We start from the raw sequence: 19,784 nt of genomic DNA, 5'->3' as shown, positions 1-19,784 counted from the left end.
AGACCTCTTTGGTGCTCAGCTTTCAATAGAAAAAAGGCGCTGCATCACGCAGCGCCTTTTTTGTTGTAGGTGTTTCGCGAGACTGGATGTTTAGTCCGGGAGGAGAGCATCCAGAATGTAGCTGTTGTTGACGAATGTGCCGCGGCTTTCCTCAACCAATGTCTGTGCATCGGCGAAGGAGAAACGGACGCCTGCCATGATAGAAGCGTTTTCAAGCTTCTCAGAGCGCAGGTCTGCGAACATTGTCATGCCGTTGGCGGTTTCTGTGCCTGGCTTGAACTCCATACCCATTGCGTAGATATGGCTGTCGCGCAGATAGCGGTAACCCGCGTAAAAGCGTGCGTTTTCGCTGGCGTAGTAAGATGCGGTTGCACCACCCATGACTGAGCCCGTATCGTCGATCATCTGAACGCCGATGAGGCCGTCAACAGACAAGTTCTCAAAGTGAACCTGTGCTTCTGCACCTAGGTAGCCGAGTGAACCGGCTCCACCGTTGATTTGCGCTGCAGAGCCAACAACACCGAAGTAGTTGTAGTCCTGCGTGCGGAAGCCCATGCGGCCTGTGCCAGCATAAAAGCCATAGTCTTTTGTTCCGCCTGCGGTCGCATCAAATTGTGATGCAAAGCCTGGACCCTGCCCGAAAGCAGCTGTTCCTGACAACAGGCCCAGCATCTTGCCTTCGAGTGCCCCGAAAGCAGTGGTAATGCGGGCATTGATAGGATTTGCCTGCGCGATCGCTGGAAGAGTTGCAATGGCTATTGCACCGGTTACGCCAAACAAAAGTGTCTTCAAATTTGAGCGCATTGCTGATTCTCCGTACTCAATTTCTGAGTGGAGAGTCTCGTGTTTTATTTAAAACATTGTTCTAAAGTGTCCCAAAATGGGTCAAATCATTAGGCTTAACATCTATGGTTAATAATTGGTTTACAGCTTTATGAAACCTTCCAGGAATGTAGGCTTTATCGATTATTTTGCTGTAAGTCATTCTGCATGCTGGACTTCTCGTAGATGACTTTGAGCGGCTTAAGGGATGCTTAGGGTTAACCCGGTTAGGTGACGGACAGGGCAGGCCGGTCTGTGATGCGTTTATGGTGAAAATCCTAATCACAATTTCTAACGTATATCACTAGGTAAAAATAACGTTGTAACTAAGCGGGGTGTTCACTGTGATCGAAGCAAGGCTTTGACAGTTCGTACACTTTGCTTTCCCATTGTAAAAGGTCGTAGAGCCTGAGCACTGGAGAATAATAATGAGAAAATGCCTAGCTTTTGCTGCTGTCGCCGCTCTTGGTTTCAGCACTTCCGCCTATTCTGCAGACACACCTGCAGCTCCTGCTGAAGAGCCAAAGAAAGATCGCCCAGGTGTTGAAGTTGGATCCTTAACTTGTGATCTGGTTGCTGGGACCAACTTTATTGTTGGCTCTTCTCACGAACTGTCCTGTGTCTTTAAATCGCCAAGTGGCAAGCGCATCGAAGGATACACCGGTACGATCAATAGCTATGGCATCGATATTGGACCCGTCACATCTGGAACGTTGGTGTGGGGTGTTGTTGCGCCGAAGGCTAACCTGAAGCCGGGTTCTCTTGCCGGGAGTTACGGCGGTGTGTCTGCCGGTGTCACATTGGGTGCTGGTGTGCAGGCGAACGTCCTGCTGGGTGGTCTGAACCGCTCCATCGCTTTGCAGCCTTTGAGCTTGCAAGGGCAGACCGGAGCGAACATCACAGCGGGTGTTACAGGGTTGCGGTTGACCAAGCAGTGATCCATTAAATCTTAGGGGGATTGAGAATCCTAACCCTTTGATCTTTATAAATAGTGCCGGTTCATATTGTGCGGCGGACTGTCACGCTTCAGTCCGCCCTTGTTTTGGCGCTTGCATATCACTGTGTTTCCGAGTGACGATACTCATCCAGAGTCTTATAATACTCTGGAAGGCGCGTGTGATTTTGCGCCGCCATGGCGCAAACGCCCGTGCCTGCTTCCCAAACCCAAACAGGGAGTATGGATCATGGGAGACAAGCATGTCGGAGTTGCCGGAGGCAGGGTTCGCAGCCCTCGTTCGGTTGCCATAATTGGACCTTTCGCAAGTGGCAAGACCACTCTGCTGGAAGCTCTTCTCGCACGAACGGGGGCTATTGGGCGACAGGGAAGTGTTGACGCGAAAAGCTCACTGGGTGACAGCAGTGACGAAGCGCGTGATCACAGCATGAGCGTTGAGGCGAACATTGCCACCTGCACCTATAAGGGCGATCACTTCACATTTATCGACTGCCCCGGATCCGTAGAATTTCTTCACGAAGGCAACAGTGTCTTAAACGGAGTAGATATTGCTGTTGTGGTTGCTGAGCCAGATGAAAAGAAAACAGCAGCTCTTCAACTCATTCTCAAATCACTCGAACAGCGGAACATCCCGCATGTTCTCTTCCTGAATAAAATAGACAAGGCAACAGGCAGTGTGCGCGCGATGCTTCAGGCATTGCAGCCAGCTTCGAGCCTTCCAATGGTGCTGCGCCAGATCCCGATTTGGGAGAATGGCACTGCGACAGGCTTTATTGATCTGGCGCTGGAGCGGGCCTTTGTCTACCAGGAAGGTAAGCCAAGCAAGACTATCGAGATTCCTGATGATGAGCGTGCCCGTGAGGTGGAAGCGCGCTATGCCATGATGGAAATGCTGGCAGATCACGATGACGTTCTCATGGAGAAGCTTTTAGAAGACGAAGCACCTGAGAGTGAGGTCATTTTTGATGATCTTGTGCAGGAAATGCAACGTGGTGAAATCTGCCCTGTGTTCATAGGCAGCGCGATTAAAGGCAATGGCATCCGCCGCTTGTTGAAGGCTTTGCGCCATGATGCACCAGGTATTGTTGAGACCCGCAAGCGTCTTGGGCTCAAGGAAGATGATGCTATTCTTCAGGTGCTGAAAACCTACCACACTTCACACGGCGGCAAGCTCTCTGTTGCCCGTCTGTTTGGTGGGTCTGTGAAGGAAGGTGCGCTTCTTTACGACAGACATGGGGAAGAGTACCGGCCATCTGGTCTGTTCCAGATGCAGGGTTTACAGCCGAAGAAGATTACAGAGGCTGTTGCTGGTGATCTGGTGGCTCTTGGCAAGTTGGATAATATTGAAACCGGCATGACACTTGGTGTTGGTGCCAAGCCTTCGCAAAGTCTGTTTGTCGTTGATACTCCGGATGCAGTTCTTTCCAAGGGGATTACGGCGACAGAACGGAAGGATGAAGTCAGGCTCTCTACGGCGCTTTCCAAGTTGGTGGATGAGGATCCATCCCTGAGCATTACCCAGGTCCAGAGCACGGGTGAGACCGTACTGGAGGGGCAGGGCGAAATGCATCTGCGGGTTGCTCTTGAGAAACTGACCGGACGCTACGGTCTGTCAGTGAAGAGCTTTGAACCTCGCATTCCATACAAGGAAACCATTCGCGGTACGACTGAGCTGCGCGGACGCCATAAGAAGCAAAGTGGTGGCCACGGTCAGTTTGGCGATGTGGTGCTGTCTATCCAGCCTATGCCACGAGGTGAAGGGCACAGCTTTAACGACACGATTACCGGTGGTGTGGTGCCTAAACAGTACATTCCATCTGTCGGTGATGGCGTGAAAGAAGCTCTTGAGAAAGGGCCTTTGGGCTTCCCAGTCGTGGATGTGGCTGTGACGCTGAAGGATGGCTCCTATCACTCCGTTGACAGCTCTGATCAGGCGTTCCGCATGGCAGGTATTCTCGCCATGAAAGATGGTTTGAAGGAATGTAAGCCGGTTCTTCTTGAGCCCGTTGATAAGGTTGTTGTGGCCTGTCCGTCAGATACAACAGCTCGTATCAATGCGATTGTTTCCGGTCGCCGTGGACAAATCCTTGGGTTTGATGCCCGCGATAACTGGGATGGCTGGGATGAAGTGGAAGCCATGATCCCTGAGAGTGAACTCAGCGACCTTATTGTAGAGCTTCGCTCTGCAACAGCTGGTGTGGCGACGTTCTCTCGTAACTTTGACCACCTGGCCGAGCTTTCCGGCAAGGCTGCGGACAAAGTGATTGAGGGTGCAACAGCACCAGCCTGATACTCCAGAGCTTGCGCGCGTATTCTTGTCCGAAAACCGGAACCACTTTTCGGGAATACGCTCTAAAGTGAGATAGAAAAAGAACCCGGGGCAATGCTCCGGGTTTTTCTGTGCTCCTGCAATCCTCTCATCTTCGTTTGATGGGCGGCAGGGAGGCTGTTTGGGCCATGAGGCGGGCGAGGATGGACCAGTCTTCGTCTGCATATCCGGCTGCGATTGCAGTCCGGAGTTGATTGGCGATGATTTCTGCTGTGGGGAGAGGTACTCTGAGGTCCCGAGCTGTTTGTTGCGCTAGATTGACGTCCTTCAAGCCCAAGGCGGTCTTGAAGCCGGGAGTGGGGTTTTCCTCGCGGGCGATGAGAGGGGCGTATGCTTGATAGATGGGCGCGCTGAACAGTGTCTCTGTTATCAGCGTGAGGAAGGTCTCCGGATCTATGCCAGCCTTTCTTGTAAGAGTGAAGCTTTCGGCCAAGGCTTCTACTGCCGCCGCTATCATGAAATTCATGCCTAGTTTGGTGACCGCAGCTTGGCGCGGAGTTGGACCCATCCAGAACTGCCGCGTGGATATGGCTTCCAGCACAGAGCGAGCCTCGTCCATTGCACTGCGTTCGCCTGCTGCGACGGCGACCAGTTGTCCTTCCGCGGCTTTGTCTGGTCGGCCAAGTACTGGCACACACAGGAACCGGACATTGGCATGCTCATGGGCAGCAACGAGACGGTCTACCATTGGTGGGCTGATGGTGCTGTGGGAGATGGAGATGCTGTTTTCTTTGAGTGGGAGTGCCAGAGTGTCTCCGGCAAGATAGACGGCTTCAACAGCTGCATCGTCTGACAGCATTGAGCAAACGATATCGCAGTCTGCGAAGTCTTGCAGGGATGTGGCTTGCTGTGCTCCCTCCGCGACAAGGCTGGCGGCTTTCTCCGAAGAGCGGTTATAGACCTTCAGCGCATGGTCTTTGTTAATGCGCTGGGCCATTCCTAGACCCATAGCGCCAAGGCCGATAAATCCTAGTGTCATCGTGTCGCTCCTTTGCCCTGTCTGACATGCGCTGTGCGTTTCAGGATAAGTTGGAGGCGTGTTTGAAAGCGTGTCCTGAACTCGCTGAATTTAACGAATTGTATTCTGATAGGCGCAGAAGATTGTGGTGGGAGTGAGAGGCTCTCTTCTTGATCACGAACAGGATCACGGGGGCTTTACTTGAAGTTTAAGGGGTTTCGCCGCTAAGTCATAGGCCAATATTGGTAGACATTACCGTAACCCTTACCTGCTTGGAGATGGCAGCATGAACATTATTCATAGGCCTGAATGGATTATTCCGGAAAGAGAAGCGACACCTGAAGATGTGTTCTTCAACCGGCGCAGGTTTATGAAGGGTTTGGGCGCTGTTGGCCTTGGTCTGGCTGCTGGTGGAACCGGCTTGGTGAGCAATGTGTTTGCCCAGGATGGTAAGGATCCAACACTTGATCTCTATCCAGTCAAGCGGAATGCTGATTTCACTCTTAAACGCGCAATTACGCCTGAGAGTGTGACTTCGGTTTACAACAACTTCTATGAGTTTGGTTCGCACAAGCGCATTTCTGGTGCTGCTCAGGCGTTGAAGATCCGCCCATGGTCCATCACGATTGATGGTATGGTCGATAACCCTCAGACCATCGATTTTGATGATCTGGTGCGTAAAATGCCTTTGCAGGAGCGTCTTTACCGTCACCGTTGTGTTGAAGCGTGGGCTATGGCTGTGCCGTGGACTGGTTTCCCGTTGTCTGAGCTGGTGAAGTATGCTGGCCCGCAGAATGGTGCTAAGTATATCCGTTTTGAGACCTTTGAAGATTCCGACGTGGCCAGCGGCCAGCGTCAGTTCTGGTATCCGTGGCCTTACGTTGAAGGCTTGACCATGGATGAGGCCATGAACGATCTAGCGTTTGTAGCGACGGGTATCTATGGCAAGCCGTTGCAGAAGCAGTATGGCGCGCCGATCCGCTTGGTGATGCCATGGAAGTACGGCTTCAAGTCCATCAAATCCATCGTGAAGATCACCTTTACTGATCAACGTCCGGTCAGCTTCTGGGAAAAGATTGGCCCGAGCGAGTACGGTTTCTGGGCGAATGTGAACCCTGAAGTGCCGCATGCTCGCTGGTCGCAGGCTTCTGAGCGTTTGCTGGGTACGGATGAGCGCGTGCCAACACAGCTTTACAATGGCTATGCGGAGCAGGTGGCGCACCTTTATAAGGATCTGGAAGGGCAGAACCTTTATCGGTAAACGCTTGCTGATAAGCTTTTAAAAGGCCTGAGTGGTTTGGTTGCGAATGAGCGACAAAGCCACTCAGGCTTTTTTGTGCGCGTTGTGATGTGGTGTTGGGTTTGGCGAATTAGCCTATTCACTCAATGGGTTTTTAGAGCTGTAGGATTAGGCAGGATTGAACTGGAAGGATAACCTGCCGGTTGTTGTGGATAACTGAAATGCGGCTTGTCCTCGTTAAAAGAGGAATCAAAGTGTGCCGCTGTTATTCTGCCGGAATGTGCAAAGTGATTTGACTGCCGAGCCGTTCCGCTCTGTCAGCTTCGCTTATGGCGTGGGAGATTTCGCCATAGATTGCGAAAAGTGCGCAGGCAACCAGAGTGTAAAATGCTTTTCTCAGGTCATTCACATCCATTACCTCGGATATTTGCCAATAGGTATGATTCGATAAGTAAAGGATGCAAGCTGATTTGTAATTTCGCTGATTAGAGGTGGTGAAATTTCACTGTTTGAAGATTTACCTAGGAAAAATATAGTTAATTTGAGTAAGGATTGCAGAAACTACTAGTTTATGTGAGTTGGGAATACCTTGAATCTGATGGGTTTTCCCAAGGTGGTGCTGCGCAATAGCCTGATGAATCCGCATGTCTCTACGTGTATCTGGGATAGTTGATTTTTTAGTGTGCCCAAGAAGTAAGCGACCCTAGGTCTGTTTTTAGGCAGGGCGATTTTGAGCATGTCATGCGTGTTTGTCAGCGGCTGTAACTGCTCAGCAAAAGGCCATTCAAAACAGCTTTATAGCGCGTCAGGTGAGTTGCTGGCCTTGTGTGCTGCGAGGTGCTTGAAGAGGTTTGCTGACTAAAAGACTTAGGGAGACCCTTGGTCATCTTTGGCATTTGGCAAAAAAAAACCGGACCATGCGGTCCGGTTTCGAAGTGATGAATGATAAAGCACCTAATGGGTGCAATCACCTTCCAGAGGGGAACAGTTGATCGGATGTTGATGTCACTGGGAGGAGAGGTGTGACAACAACTGATCAACAGCAGGTGTATATATGCAGTGCAGCGCCGAAACAGCAATCCTTAATTTTTGCATTGCAGCTATGCATTTTTAAGGGGGCTCAAAACCCTCGAAACTTCATTGCAGGATTTGACAACTGTCAGAAAGCTAACTCTGCGTAAGATATTGTCATTTCGGGATGAGATGGCGTGAAAAAGGCCTCACAGACGGTCTGAGAGGCCTCAAAAGAGATCTGGAATATTATTTATTTTGCAGTGCAAAACTTAGGGTTGAAACTCCTGAGCTGGCTTATCAAGCCAACTTAGCTCTTTTGCAGAGTTCTAGCCTAGTGTGTCCAACGTTCTGCATAGGAGACGAGGAAGTCTCTGAATGCGGTTACACGAGCGGTGTTTTTCAGCTCGGATGGATACACGAAGTAGGTATCAAAACTTGGCAGCTCTTCCTGTGTCACAGACATAACGCGTTTGATGCCTGCTCCTGGTTCAACCATGTAATCCGGCAGAATAGCGATGCCGACACCGGTCTGTACGGCTTTCTTGATGCCAGACAGGTTGTTCACGCGCAGGGAGACATCGCGGCGCTCGCCGTTTGGCAAACCGGCTGTTGCAAGCCAGTTCATCGCGCGCAGGTAGGAGGCCATGTTGTCACCGATGGTGATCAGACGGTGGTGGTCCAGATCATCGATGGTGCTTGGGCTGCCAAAGCGCTCAATATAGGTCGGTGAAGCGTAGACGTGGAAATGTACCGTAAACAGCTTGCGCTGGATGAGGTCCGGCTGTGTTGGCTGGCGCAAGCGGATGGCGACATCGGCCTCACGCATGCCCAGATCCAGCTCATCATCCATGCAGATGAGTTCCAGACGCATGTCCGGGTAAAGATCCACGAACTCGTTGACACGGGCGGTGAGCCAAGTTGAGCCAAGACCCACTGTGGTGGTGACACGGAGCGTGCCGCTTGGCTTTTCCTTGGTGTCTGTCAGGCGGGACTGAACGGTTTCCAGTTTCAGCAGAACTTCACGGGCGGTTCTGTAAAGAAGCTCGCCTTGTTCTGTTGGAATCAGCCCGCGCGCATGACGGTGGAAGAGGGGGACACCCAGCTCTGCCTCAAGTGCACTGACCTGACGGCTGACAGCCGACTGGCTCATGTTGAGAGCTTCGCCTGCGTGGGTAAAGCTTCCTGCCTGTGCTGCTGCGTGGAAAATTCGCAGCTTGTCCCAATCCAAAGAACGGCCTGGCATTTGCTTTCCCCCCATCTTCCCGGTTTCTTATTCTGCTGCTTCGGTTTCAGCTTCCAAAGCTGCCAGGTAGCGTTCTGCTTCCAGTGCAGCCATGCAGCCCATTCCTGCAGCGGTCACAGCTTGACGGTACTGCTCATCAGTCACGTCGCCAGCTGCGTACACACCCGGAATGGATGTCTGAGTTGAATCGGCTTCGGTCCAAATGTAACCGGATTCCTTCATCTTTACCTGATCTTTGACAAGGTCAACCGCCGGAGCGTGTCCAATAGCGATGAATACGCCGTGTGTGGACATTTCTGTGGTTTCACCGGTCTTACGGTTTTTCAGGCGGATGCCAGTTACAACAGCTGGATTTTCGGTGCCGAGGATTTCATCCACTTCACTGTCCCAGACCACGTTGATCTTTTCGTTTTTGAAGAGGCGTTCCTGAAGGATCTTTTCGGAGCGCAGGGCATCACGACGGTGAACCAGCGTGACTTTTTCTGCCAGGTTCGCGAGGTAGAGCGCTTCTTCAACGGCGGTGTTGCCGCCACCAACCACAACAACTTCCTTGCCACGGTAGAAGAAACCGTCACAGGTTGCACATGCGGATACGCCACCAGCCTGATACTTTTCCTCAGAAGGCAGACCGAGCCATTTTGCCTGTGCACCGGTTGCGATGACGAGGGCATCTGCGGTGTAAAGGGTGCCGCTGTCGCCTTTCAGCTCAAACGGGCGCTTGGAGAGGTCTGCTTCCAAAATGGTGTCGTAATCGATCTTGGTGCCGACGTTTTCTGCCTGCTTGCGCATTTCTTCAACCAGCCAAGGACCCTGAATTGGATCGGCAAAGCCCGGGTAGTTTTCAACGTCGGTGGTGATGGTCAGCTGACCGCCAGTCTGCACACCTGTGACCAGAAGCGGTTCCAGCATAGCGCGTGCGCCGTAGATTGCGGCGGTGTAGCCAGCAGGGCCGGAGCCTACGATCAGGAGTTTGGTGTGCTTAACAGTCATTTCCTCAGAACCTCAAATTTCGTGCGCGCTTGGATAGTACCAGTGCCGTGTTAGGGAGGGGTTCTATCCGCTCGTTTGCTTTTGTTCAATCGCTTTGGATATGGCATCCGCAATATCCGGTGTTGCGTCTATCGGTTCATAAGTAGGTGCTAATATGTCTCCGGGGAAGGGATGAAGTACTCCCAAATCCTCCATTCTTGATAAAAACCTATCAAACTTTCTGTGACTACCTGTTGGGCGGAAGCCATAGATAGGCTTTCCAGTGGCTGCAGCTTCCCCCACCATATTGGTGGAATCTGTTGTAACCACTGTGATTTCTGCGTTGGCCAGGTACTGAGCGATGGGGTTTTCACCTTCCCCATTCCAGAAGAGATGACCCTCAGATCTGCCCAGGTCATGCAACTGCATTGCCAGCTCTCTTGGGGTGCGGCGAGAGCAGGTGATCATGAGCGAATGGGTGTGCGACAGGTTTTTAAGTGCGGCGAGAAGCGTGTTGATATTGTCGGGCGTAAAGGTGTGATGCTGGGAATTGCCGCCAATCAGGACAGCTGCTTTGGGCTTTGGCAGTGCTGCGATGGCTTCAAGCGGGTTGTCACGCGCGTCCTGCAGCTTTTGAGCTGAAAAACGGTGAGGTGATGTAAGTGTTGTTACTATGTTTTTCCCAGAAATTCCGTCATGTTCCGGCGCCCAGACAAAATCAGCAAATTTGCTGTTGATCTTTGGGTTCTTGAGGAAAACAGTAAAGGTCTGGCCCTTGGAAAGCCGCTTTAGTGCGCGTAAGTAGGGCACCGCTCTGCGCCCGGATGCAATCGCGACCGCGGGATATGGGGGTGCAAGCGGGCTTTCTAGCTTGTGTGGTGCGTCTTTGGGATCGATTGGTCCCCAAGGCATTGCGTAGGTAAAAAGCTTGCGGGGGGCAACTAATCGAATTTCGTAGGGAAGTCCCAACGCGTCGGCTACACCGATGCATTGTGCTACGTCTCCGATCTTGCCATCTGTTAAAACCCACAGGTTTTGCGACATTTTGTTCCCCCAGCTTTCGGGAAGTGTCTGCAAAATGCTATTTGTTGATATAGTCTGTCGCAAATAAGCAATAAACTAGCATTTCGCCTAACTTCGTGTTTTAGGCAGTGTTGTAAAACAGGTTAACTGTTAATCCAATAGGACAAGCAAAGGAGACGAGCTTGAAAGCGCGTCTGGATTCGATCGACTGGCAAATTTTGAAGGAGCTGCAGGGAGACGGCCGCATTACCAATGTGGAGCTGGCTCGTCGTGTAGGAATTTCTGCGCCCCCATGTTTGCGCAGGGTTCGAGCCCTGGAAGAAGCAGGACTCATTCGCGGCTACCGTACGCTACTTGATGAGAAACAACTGGGATATGAAGTCACCGCCTTTGTCATGGTTGGATTGCATAACCAAACAGAGAATGACCTCGTCTCATTTGAAGCGCAAGTCAAGGAATGGCCGTTGGTTCGGGAGAGCTACATGGTGTCAGGTGAAGTTGACTTCATCATGCGCTGTACGGCTAAAGATCTGGAAACCTTCCAGAACTTCATTATTCGCGATGTGACCTCCACAAAGAATGTGGATCATGTTCGCACTGCACTGACCATCCGCCGTATCAAGGATGAGCCGAACGTGCCGATTGATAAGCCTGAGTATTTCTAACGGGGCTTATCCGGGAGAAACTTTTTAAACGGCCTTCGCGTAGGAAGGCCGTTTTTTTATGCGTGGTTACACCCACTTACCGACTGTGATTGTAACTGTGCCTGACTTTATGTTTTCGTTCGTTTTCGAGGGAACTTCAGGGCCGTCATAGGGGCCGACCGGGTTTTCATCCATGCTGAAGCCATAGGCTGCCTGATTGAGCATGAGGGATGGTTTGCCGGAAGGGCGTGAGTCGTTTCCATCACTGTCGCTGTAGTGCAAGAACTTTGAGTAATAGTGGCATGTCTTGCCTGCCTCGTACCACTTGCTCCAATCGTTCCATTTTGAGGTGCTAAAGGCTGCCTGTGCGCTTTCTGTCGTTTCGGCGGTCAATACGCCGTCTAGTGCTACACCGCGGCACAGCGCTTCCCAGATACTATCCTGGAGCAGGCCTGCATCTCCTGCAGCCCCCGCCGGAGTTAAACCAACGCCAAAGGATTGCTGGAAGACGTATTGGCTGCTCGTCAGACCGCTTTCCGGCTTGTAGAAGTGGAAAGTGCCAGCTGGGCCTGTCAGTGTATAGACTTGGGGTTGCTCGGTTGATCCTGAGCGCGCCTGTGTGGTGCAGCTTCCTTCATACAAACGAGGAACCGCTTTGGAGCCAATATTGATGCTCAATACGTTTCCCGGTGAGAAGAAATGGTCGAGGGTCTCATCCCAATAGGTTGCCAGGGGATCATCTGTTGTTTTCTGATAGTTGCCGGATTTTGAGGCGAGCCAATCGTTAGGATCACAGATGGCAAAGAACTGATCGTCTACCAGCGGTGGCTGGAACCCGCCTTTTGTGAGCGGTGTGGAGTAGAGCAGGGGGAGGAAGTGAGCGGCGGCTGGATCAGCCTTAGCTTCGTTTTTCATGAACTTCGTGAAGGCCTTGGCAATCTGAGCCCGTGTCACGTCTTTGCGCATGCCATATTGCGGGCCGTCCGAGCCTTCAACATCAAAACGGAGGTTGAGACCAAAACCGCTTACCGCAGACAGGTTTAGCTGAGCATCCAGACCAAACTCGAAAACGTCAAAAGGGCCGGGAGCCTCTACGCCGGGTGTGTTGGCATAAGGGTACTGGGTGTATTGGATCGGGTTGTTGTTTGTGACTGTGAGGTCCTGCGGCTTGTCTTTGGAGACAACAAGCAGGAAGCGATCATCACCGTTGGTTTTGTCCTCTAGCACTACATCGCCGATATCCGAGAGCTTTTGAAACGGAACGCTGGTTGGCGCTTTTGTTGTGCTGGGTCTTGTGAAATTGTTTCCTTCCAAGACCTTGAAGAGTTTCTGTGACCCTCCGTTGATCCAGCCTGCGACCCAGACATGTGCTGTGGTGCCGGGCAGACCACTTTCATCAACCAGTTTGAATTTGATGGACATGACGTTCCCTTTTTTTGTTTTTCTTCTTGGTGTTAGAGGGACGTGCCTTGGTTGATTTTGTGAGCTGCTGCTCTGGACTGCAAATACAAAAACGGCCCTCACGTGGAAGGCCGTTCTGGTGTTCTTGAATTGTCGCCGTGACGATTAAAGGCAGCGGATGCTTGAGAAGAAATGAGAGATTTCTTCTGAAATTGCTTCGCTTTGCTGGCTGAGTTCTGTCGCAGCGGATGTTGCGGTGGCAACAGCGCGTTTGGATTCGTCTGCAGTTGCCAGGATGTTGCTCAACTCGCTTGTCACGCCCTTCGCATTTTGAGAGGCGGACTGAATGCTTGAAGAGATTTCGTTGGTTGCGATGGCCTGTTGGTCCACTGCATCAGCAATTGCCGTCGCTGTCGAACTCACCTCCTCAATCTTCTGAGAGATTGCAGAGATTTCTTCTACGCAGCGGCGTGTCTCGCTTTGGATCGCGCTGATCTTGGAGGCAATCTCGTCGGTTGCCTGACCTGTCTGGCTTGCAAGGTCTTTCACTTCGCTTGCCACAACAGCAAAGCCGCGGCCTGCATCACCTGCACGGGCTGCCTCAATGGTTGCGTTGAGGGCCAGGAGGTTGGTCTGCTCTGCGATTGCACTGATGAGCTCAGTCACAGCGCCAATCTCGTTGGTCGCTGTCTGCAACCCGAGGACGGTATCGTTGGTGCGTTCCGCATCTTTGGAAACTATCTGTGCTGTTTCTGCAGAGCGGGTCACTTGCGAACCGATTTCGGCGACGTTTGCGGACATCTCTTCAACAGCTGCCGCACCGGAGTGAACATCAGAGGCTGTGTAGTCAGCAGACTGGCTCGCAGCTTCTGCAGCCATTTTGCTTTGCTCGGATGTCTCGCGAAGAGTGAGTGCAGAGTTTTCGACGCGATTGCCGGCTTCTGCTGTCTGCTCTATCCGCTTGGTGATTGTCCGCTCAAACGCATTGATAGCATCTTCAAGCTGGTGAGTGCGCTCATCACGTTCTTCTGTGTAGTGACGATGGTAGGCGGAGACCGCTTGTCCCATGTCGAACATCACTGCTTTTTGAAGAGCGATCAGGCTGCGCGACAAGCGCCCTGGTGAAAAGCGCATCTTGCTGGAGAGCACTTTGGTCAGCTCTTCGAGAATAAACGTATAACCACCAATGTACCAATCCGGCTCAAGGTCGGTGTACACGTGGGCGCGGCCAATCTTGTCAACGCGCTCCATATAGGTGGAGTCAAAGCCGCCAGTGAACAGGATTTTCCAGTGGCTTGCTTGAGCTGATTTTAAACCATCAACCTTACCGGATACCTTTTTCTTCAGTTCCGGATCACGTTGAACGTGGTTGTAAAAATCGTTCAAAATCTGTGTTAAGTGGCCCTCAACACTGGGCCAGAGATCTGAAAGTGTTTTTATGGTCTGACTATCGATTTTGAAAAAACCGAGCTGGCTTTTCAGACCTGAAAATGAATTGGTGGTCATGGCAGCAAATTTCCCGTCAATTTGTCGAGTTCATTTGCATTTACAAGGGTTAACAGTAAGTAGATTTATCCATGCAAAATAACGAATATATACCTATAATTGTGTTGGTAAGCGAGGATTGTGATGAGATATGAGCTTTTTAGGCAGCGACCCGTGCCAGATTGTCGCAGCGTTTGGCTGCTTTTTCAGATTTTTGAAGTAAATCCGTTAACTTATCGAGGAACCTATTATTTGTTCTGTAATTAGTGGATAACTCGTGTGGGTTGCATAAAAAATGCCGCTCAGAGCGGCACTTTCATTTCTTGAAATCATCAGGCTCTGAAATTAAGCAAGGACTATCTCAGTTCATGAGAAGTCTTGAAATGCTGAATTCAGCTCTACAATTTACTTAACCGAATTGGACTTCAGTAATCTCGTAACCGCGTGCGCCACCTGGAGCAGTCACTTCGACGCTGTCACCAACAGACTTGCCGATGAGTGCGCGTGCAATTGGAGAGGAGATAGAAATACGTCCACGTTTTACGTCAGCTTCAACATCGCCAACGATCATGTACTTCTTTTCTTCCTCGGTATCTTCGTCAATGAGAGATACGGTTGCACCGAATTTGACAGTATCGCCACTGAGTTTGGTCAGATCGATGATTTCTGCAAGTCCCAGAAGAGCTTCCAGTTCGTTGATCCGGCCTTCGTTCAGGCTCTGCTGTTCCTTCGCTGCGTGGTACTCCGCATTCTCTGAAAGATCACCGTGAGCACGTGCTTCGGAAATGGCTGCGATAATGCGCGGGCGTTCTCCGGTCGTGCGATGCTTAAGCTCTTCTGTGAGCATCACATAACCTTCCGGCGTCATAGGTACCTTTTCCATGGCTCGTACATCTTTCTTACGTTGTGGTGGTGTGGCCCATCACACTAAAAAACTGACCGGGCTGAGAAGCCTCAACCCGGACCTGTTAAACTATCTTAGCAGAAGTAAGATTGTAGGGACCTTACTTCAAGCGTTTTCGCTCGGAAAGCTTCGATGCCTTGAGCTGCTGCTACGGCTCCTGCCACAGTTGTGTAGTAAGGAACCTTGTTCATCAGCGCAGCTTGACGAAGTGACCGACTGTCGGAAAGTGCTTGTGCGCCTTCGGTTGTATTGAAGACGAGCTGAACTTCTCCATTCTTGATAGCATCAACGATATGAGGACGCCCTTCAAGCACCTTATTGACCTTTGCGCATGGGATGCCTTGGTTTTCCAAGTATCTTTGCGTGCCTTCGGTGGATATAATGGAAAACCCTGATGCTACAAGTTTTTTAGCTGCTTCAAGAATTTTCGGCTTATCTGCATCCTTCAATGAGATGAAGACTGTTCCACCTGCCGGAATAACGGTGCCTCCGCCGAGCTGTGACTTGGCGAATGCGAAGGAGAAGTCGGTGTCCAGACCCATGACTTCACCGGTAGAGCGCATCTCAGGACCGAGAACCGTATCAACACCCGGGAAACGAGCAAACGGGAAGACCGCTTCCTTCACTGCGACATGATCCAGCTTTTTCGGCTTGAGGTCGAAGTTTGACAGCTTCTCACCTGCCATGACGCGGGCTGCGATTTTCGCAATCGGCACGCCAATGGTTTTTGCCACGAACGGTACTGTTCTTGATGCACGCGGGTTCACTTCCAGAACGTAGATCTCTCCGTCCTTGATTGCGAACTGAACGTTCATGAGGCCAACAACGTTGAGCTCCAGAGCGAGTTTGCGGCCTTGCTCTTCCAGTCTGGCAAGTGTTTCATCATCCAGCGTGTAGGCTGGCAGGGAACATGCGCTGTCGCCGGAATGGATGCCAGCTTCCTCAATATGTTCCATGATGCCACAGATGAAGACGTCTTCGCCATCACACAGGGCGTCCACGTCGACTTCGATTGCGCCGTCGAGATAACGGTCGAACAGAAGCGGGTTGGTGCCGAGCAGGGTGTTGATCTGGCCGGTTTTATCGTTCGGGTACTTGGCGCGCACATCATGTGGAACCAGCTCTGGCAGTGTGCCAAGCAGGTAGTTGTTGAGCGCTTCCTCGTCGCGAATGATCTGCATTGCGCGGCCACCCAGCACGTAGGACGGGCGAACAACAAGTGGCAGGCCAAGCTGGTTGGCAATGAGGCGGCCCTGTTCAACAGAATAGGCGATGCCGTTTTCTGGCTGTTTCAGATCAATTCTGTGCAGCAGACGCTGGAACCGGTCACGATCTTCTGCAAGGTCAATCATGTCTGGTGACGTGCCGAGGATTGGAATTCCAGCTTCTACGAGCGCTTGTGCCAGTTTAAGAGGTGTCTGGCCGCCGAACTGAACGATAACACCCTTCAGTGTGCCCTTGGAGTTTTCAAGGCGGAGGATTTCCAGCACGTCTTCAGAGGTGAGAGACTCGAAGTAGAGGCGATCGGAGGTATCGTAGTCTGTTGAGACTGTTTCCGGGTTACAGTTGATCATGATGGCCTCGAAGCCAGCATCTTTCAACGCAAACGCAGCATGACAGCAGCAGTAATCGAACTCGATGCCCTGACCGATCCGGTTTGGACCACCACCCAGAATGACAACCTTTTGCTTCTCGCTTGGGTTTGCTTCGCAAGACGGCAAACCCGGTGTTGGTGTCTCGTAGGTGGAGTACATGTAAGGCGTTGGGGAAGCGAATTCTGCGGCACAGGTATCAATGCGCTTGTAAACTGGCTTCACGTCAAGCTCAGCCCGAAGAGCTGCAACTTTGTCAGCAGTCGTCTGGGTGAGAACCGCAAGACGGCTGTCTGAGAAGCCCATGGCTTTGACCATGCGCATGGCCGCCGCGTTGTCTGGCAGGCCGTGCTCGATGATCTTTGCTTCCATGTCCACGATTTCCTGCATCTGCTCCAGGAACCATGGATCAATCTTGCAGATGTCGTGGATTTCTTTTGCAGAGGTGCCCAGACGCATAGCCTGAGCCACGTTGAGCAGGCGATCTGGTGTTGGGACAGCCAGAGCTTTGCGGATTGCGGTGTAGTCTTCGCCGTGACCAAGGCCTTCGACTTCGATTGGGTCGAGGCCTGTCAGACCTGTTTCCAGACCGCGCAGGGCTTTTTGCAGGCTTTCCTTGAAGGTCCGGCCAATGGCCATCACTTCACCAACAGACTTCATTGCTGTTGTCAGGGTTGGTTCGGAGCCTGGGAACTTTTCAAATGCGAAACGTGGGATCTTGGTGACGACGTAGTCGATTGTTGGCTCAAAAGAGGCGGGTGTTGCTCCGCCGGTGATGTCGTTTTCCAACTCATCAAGGGTGTAGCCAACAGCGAGCTTTGCCGCGATTTTCGCAATCGGGAAGCCTGTTGCTTTAGATGCCAGCGCGGAAGAACGAGAGACGCGTGGGTTCATCTCGATCACAACGAGACGGCCATCTGCCGGGTTGACCGCGAACTGAACGTTCGATCCGCCTGTTTCAACACCGATCTCACGCAGAACCGCAATCGAGGCGTTCCGCATGATCTGGTATTCTTTGTCGGTGAGGGTCAGGGCAGGGGCAACTGTGATGGAATCGCCTGTGTGGACGCCCATCGGGTCGATGTTTTCAATGGAGCAGATGATGATGCAGTTGTCCGCTGTGTCGCGAACCACTTCCATCTCGTATTCTTTCCAGCCGAGCAAGCTTTCGTCGACGAGCACCTGACCGTTTGGAGACGCATCGATGCCGGAGCGAACAATTTGTTCAAACTCTTCACGGTTATACGCTACGCCGCCGCCTGTGCCGCCGAGCGTAAACGCAGGGCGAATGATAGCTGGCAGGCCGATGGTGTCGATCTGGCGCATGGCTTCAGCATAGCCTGCTCCACGATCATACCCGGTGATGTTGCCTTCATCATCAAGGATTGGCGGAGAGGATGCGATTGCGGCGCGTGGATTTTCCAGCCCGATCTTGTCCATGGCCGCGCGGAATTTTTCACGGTCTTCAGCCTTGTCGATGACGTCGGCTTTTGCTCCGATCATCTCGACACCGTGTTTTTTCAGCACGCCTTTGCGGTCCAGTTCCAGCGCACAGTTGAGTGCGGTCTGTCCGCCCATGGTTGGCAGGAGCGCGTCCGGCTTTTCCTTGGCGATGATCTTTTCAACGGCGTCCGTGGTGATTGGCTCGATGTAGGTTGCATCAGCCAGATCCGGATCTGTCATGATGGTTGCCGGATTTGAGTTCACCAAGATAATTCGGTAGCCCTCATCTCGCAGTGCCTTACAAGCCTGAGTTCCAGAATAATCGAACTCACAGGCTTGACCAATCACGATGGGGCCAGCCCCGATGATCATGATAGATTGGATGTCATTGCGTTTAGGCATGGTGACTCACATATGCTCGCGTTTAAGCACCAGTGCACCCGATTGGTGCTCTGGTGGTGCCCTCTTTAGGAGTATGTCGGCTGAGCGCGCGTTATAAGAAATATTCGCGTAATGATAAACCCCGACGAACGCCTATTTCCGAAATAATCCGGTTTTTTTTCTCAAGACTTAAGGGGAGTTTATTCAGCTAAAGTCGCATTCTCTGTGGTTTTCTCACCATCAAAGTCAGCAATACCAGTGCTTAAGGCATAGCAGGCCAGCCGGACAGACTTCGGAATTTCTACCGGTTTACCGTCACGATTGCCGTTTTCATAATATTGAATCATTCGTTTTTTTAAGCCGAGGCGTTCCGCTGCCTCTTTTTGCTTATAGCCCATCGACTTGCGCCAAGCCCGAAACTGAGATGGTTTCATGATACTAACCTAATGATTCCCAGACTGAAAATTCATTGTACAGACTGATGCATAATAATCTGCATTCGTACTATTGCATATAACAGAATGTAAAAAGCGCAAAAATTGCGTTATTTACCTTGATGAGGCGCAAATAGTGCGCTTATAATTGTGGCGTTTCAGGAAAACTCCCGTAAGCCTGTGTGATTTCTTTGCATAGAACTGAGGTGGCTTTCCATTCACGCGGCTCATCAAGGAGATAATCATGTTAAACGAACTCATCCTGTATCGGGCTAATCTGAAGGGCAAAAAGATGGATGTTCATCGTCATGCGACTTTCAGATTTCTAATCAGACGGATCGTCAATGGCCTGTTGAAGGGCTAAGCGCAAGTACGTGTTTGATGGTAAATTGAGTTTATCTGCTGAATGCGGTGTCTTTCTTATGGCTTGCACATGCTGAAGATGTTTCAATTAATGAAAATGGGTGGCCAAAATTGTGCAATGCGCACAATCTGGCACTTTTGATCTAGTGAATCTTTGGGGCATCTTGCCTTTTAATGTGACAGATTCCACATTATCCCCTCTGTACGCGACGGCAGTTCAAAGTTTTGCAGCGCGAAAAATGAACATCCTGTTTAAAAAATGTGCAGAGTGATCATTTGGTCAGCCAATTTTCGTTTTACTGAGAAAGAATAAAGTCAGAGCAGATCTAAAGAAGGAGAGTAGTTAGAAGTTATATTGCTCATTCTCGCTATCTCTTCGTCATGTTCACATATTATAGACAATATGTAATTGACGCTTCTATAGTATATTAGCTCAGATAACGCAGGAACATCTTTGGAGATTTGCCGGAGAATGTAGAATAAATCAGCGGAATTGCAAAAGTAGGTGCCGTTATTTTTTTATAATACTTATCTAGTATAACTACTTATGATGTTAATTCTCGGATGTCCTAGTGTATACGTTG

At 51.1% G+C, this 19,784-nt stretch carries 14 protein-coding genes; 4 read left to right on the top strand and 10 right to left on the bottom strand.

From position 1 onward, the window contains the following. Positions 1-90: 90 nt before the first annotated feature. Entirely contained in the window at positions 91-804 is a 714-nt protein-coding gene (locus PsAD37_RS24245; RefSeq protein WP_063298259.1) for a hypothetical protein, read from the bottom strand. A 446-nt stretch (positions 805-1,250) separates the two neighbouring features. On the opposite strand from PsAD37_RS24245, the gene PsAD37_RS24240 reads away from it, so the two are divergent. Further along, a complete protein-coding gene (locus PsAD37_RS24240) occupies positions 1,251-1,760 on the top strand; it encodes a DUF992 domain-containing protein (RefSeq protein ID WP_063298258.1) in 510 nt (169 codons plus the stop codon). A 246-nt stretch (positions 1,761-2,006) separates the two neighbouring features. Next, entirely contained in the window at positions 2,007-4,067 is a 2,061-nt protein-coding gene (locus tag PsAD37_RS24235; protein ID WP_063298257.1) for an elongation factor G, read from the top strand. Between the two features lie 127 nt (positions 4,068-4,194). Here PsAD37_RS24235 and PsAD37_RS24230 read toward each other — a convergent pair whose 3' ends face one another. Continuing rightward, positions 4,195-5,085: an NAD(P)-dependent oxidoreductase gene (locus PsAD37_RS24230; protein ID WP_063298256.1), complete on the bottom strand. Its 891-nt coding sequence runs from the start codon at positions 5,083-5,085 to the stop codon at positions 4,195-4,197. A gap of 265 nt (positions 5,086-5,350) precedes the next feature. Here PsAD37_RS24230 and msrP point away from each other — a divergent pair, with 265 nt between their 5' ends. After that, the gene (gene msrP / locus PsAD37_RS24225) at positions 5,351-6,325 is read left to right on the top strand and encodes a protein-methionine-sulfoxide reductase catalytic subunit MsrP (RefSeq protein ID WP_063298255.1); all 975 of its coding nucleotides are present in this window, start codon (positions 5,351-5,353) and stop codon (positions 6,323-6,325) included. Between the two features lie 1,324 nt (positions 6,326-7,649). On the opposite strand, the gene PsAD37_RS24220 is transcribed toward msrP, so the two are convergent. From PsAD37_RS24220 to PsAD37_RS24210, 3 genes are all read right to left on the bottom strand, one after another. Then, positions 7,650-8,561 carry a LysR family transcriptional regulator gene (locus PsAD37_RS24220; protein ID WP_057461129.1) on the bottom strand — a complete coding sequence of 304 codons (912 nt, stop codon included), beginning with the start codon at positions 8,559-8,561 and terminating at the stop codon, positions 7,650-7,652. A gap of 27 nt (positions 8,562-8,588) precedes the next feature. Then, entirely contained in the window at positions 8,589-9,551 is a 963-nt protein-coding gene (gene trxB / locus PsAD37_RS24215) for a thioredoxin-disulfide reductase (protein ID WP_063298254.1), read from the bottom strand. Between the two features lie 63 nt (positions 9,552-9,614). Continuing rightward, positions 9,615-10,574: a mitochondrial fission ELM1 family protein gene (locus tag PsAD37_RS24210; protein WP_063298253.1), complete on the bottom strand. Its 960-nt coding sequence runs from the start codon at positions 10,572-10,574 to the stop codon at positions 9,615-9,617. A gap of 161 nt (positions 10,575-10,735) precedes the next feature. Here PsAD37_RS24210 and PsAD37_RS24205 point away from each other — a divergent pair, with 161 nt between their 5' ends. Beyond that, entirely contained in the window at positions 10,736-11,218 is a 483-nt protein-coding gene (locus PsAD37_RS24205; protein WP_057461126.1) for an Lrp/AsnC family transcriptional regulator, read from the top strand. Between the two features lie 66 nt (positions 11,219-11,284). Here the strand turns inward: PsAD37_RS24205 and PsAD37_RS24200 are convergent, their stop codons facing one another. From PsAD37_RS24200 to PsAD37_RS24180, 5 genes are all read right to left on the bottom strand, one after another. After that, the gene (locus tag PsAD37_RS24200) at positions 11,285-12,619 is read right to left on the bottom strand and encodes a hypothetical protein (RefSeq protein ID WP_063298252.1); all 1,335 of its coding nucleotides are present in this window, start codon (positions 12,617-12,619) and stop codon (positions 11,285-11,287) included. A 144-nt stretch (positions 12,620-12,763) separates the two neighbouring features. Next, on the bottom strand, positions 12,764-14,104 hold the full coding sequence (locus PsAD37_RS24195) for a globin-coupled sensor protein (RefSeq protein ID WP_063298251.1): 1,341 nt from the start codon (positions 14,102-14,104) through the stop codon (positions 12,764-12,766). 388 nt (positions 14,105-14,492) lie between these two features. Then, positions 14,493-14,966: a transcription elongation factor GreA gene (greA, locus tag PsAD37_RS24190; RefSeq protein ID WP_057461124.1), complete on the bottom strand. Its 474-nt coding sequence runs from the start codon at positions 14,964-14,966 to the stop codon at positions 14,493-14,495. 95 nt (positions 14,967-15,061) lie between these two features. Further along, a complete protein-coding gene (carB, locus tag PsAD37_RS24185; protein ID WP_063298250.1) occupies positions 15,062-18,424 on the bottom strand; it encodes a carbamoyl-phosphate synthase large subunit in 3,363 nt (1,120 codons plus the stop codon). A 179-nt stretch (positions 18,425-18,603) separates the two neighbouring features. Next, positions 18,604-18,837: a helix-turn-helix transcriptional regulator gene (locus tag PsAD37_RS24180; protein ID WP_063298249.1), complete on the bottom strand. Its 234-nt coding sequence runs from the start codon at positions 18,835-18,837 to the stop codon at positions 18,604-18,606. Positions 18,838-19,784 lie beyond the last annotated feature (947 nt).

The sequence above is a fragment of the Pseudovibrio sp. Ad37 genome (assembly GCF_001623075.1).
Classification (GTDB): Bacteria; Pseudomonadota; Alphaproteobacteria; order Rhizobiales; family Stappiaceae; genus Pseudovibrio.
The sequence above is the reverse complement of the archived record's forward strand: the minus strand, read 5'-3'. Positions and strand labels throughout refer to the sequence as shown.

Bases quoted from the DNA above. Each gene is read 5' to 3' on its own strand.
- PsAD37_RS24245 (WP_063298259.1), bottom strand. From the start codon at position 804: ATGCGCTCAAATTTGAAGACACTTTTGTTTGGCGTAACCGGTGCAATA.
- PsAD37_RS24240 (WP_063298258.1), top strand. From the start codon at position 1,251: ATGAGAAAATGCCTAGCTTTTGCTGCTGTCGCCGCTCTTGGTTTCAGC.
- PsAD37_RS24235 (WP_063298257.1), top strand. From the start codon at position 2,007: ATGGGAGACAAGCATGTCGGAGTTGCCGGAGGCAGGGTTCGCAGCCCT.
- PsAD37_RS24230 (WP_063298256.1), bottom strand. From the start codon at position 5,085: ATGACACTAGGATTTATCGGCCTTGGCGCTATGGGTCTAGGAATGGCC.
- msrP (WP_063298255.1), top strand. From the start codon at position 5,351: ATGAACATTATTCATAGGCCTGAATGGATTATTCCGGAAAGAGAAGCG.
- PsAD37_RS24220 (WP_057461129.1), bottom strand. From the start codon at position 8,561: ATGCCAGGCCGTTCTTTGGATTGGGACAAGCTGCGAATTTTCCACGCA.
- trxB (WP_063298254.1), bottom strand. From the start codon at position 9,551: ATGACTGTTAAGCACACCAAACTCCTGATCGTAGGCTCCGGCCCTGCT.
- PsAD37_RS24210 (WP_063298253.1), bottom strand. From the start codon at position 10,574: ATGTCGCAAAACCTGTGGGTTTTAACAGATGGCAAGATCGGAGACGTA.
- PsAD37_RS24200 (WP_063298252.1), bottom strand. From the start codon at position 12,619: ATGTCCATCAAATTCAAACTGGTTGATGAAAGTGGTCTGCCCGGCACC.
- PsAD37_RS24195 (WP_063298251.1), bottom strand. From the start codon at position 14,104: ATGACCACCAATTCATTTTCAGGTCTGAAAAGCCAGCTCGGTTTTTTC.
- greA (WP_057461124.1), bottom strand. From the start codon at position 14,966: ATGGAAAAGGTACCTATGACGCCGGAAGGTTATGTGATGCTCACAGAA.
- carB (WP_063298250.1), bottom strand. From the start codon at position 18,424: ATGCCTAAACGCAATGACATCCAATCTATCATGATCATCGGGGCTGGC.
- PsAD37_RS24180 (WP_063298249.1), bottom strand. From the start codon at position 18,837: ATGAAACCATCTCAGTTTCGGGCTTGGCGCAAGTCGATGGGCTATAAG.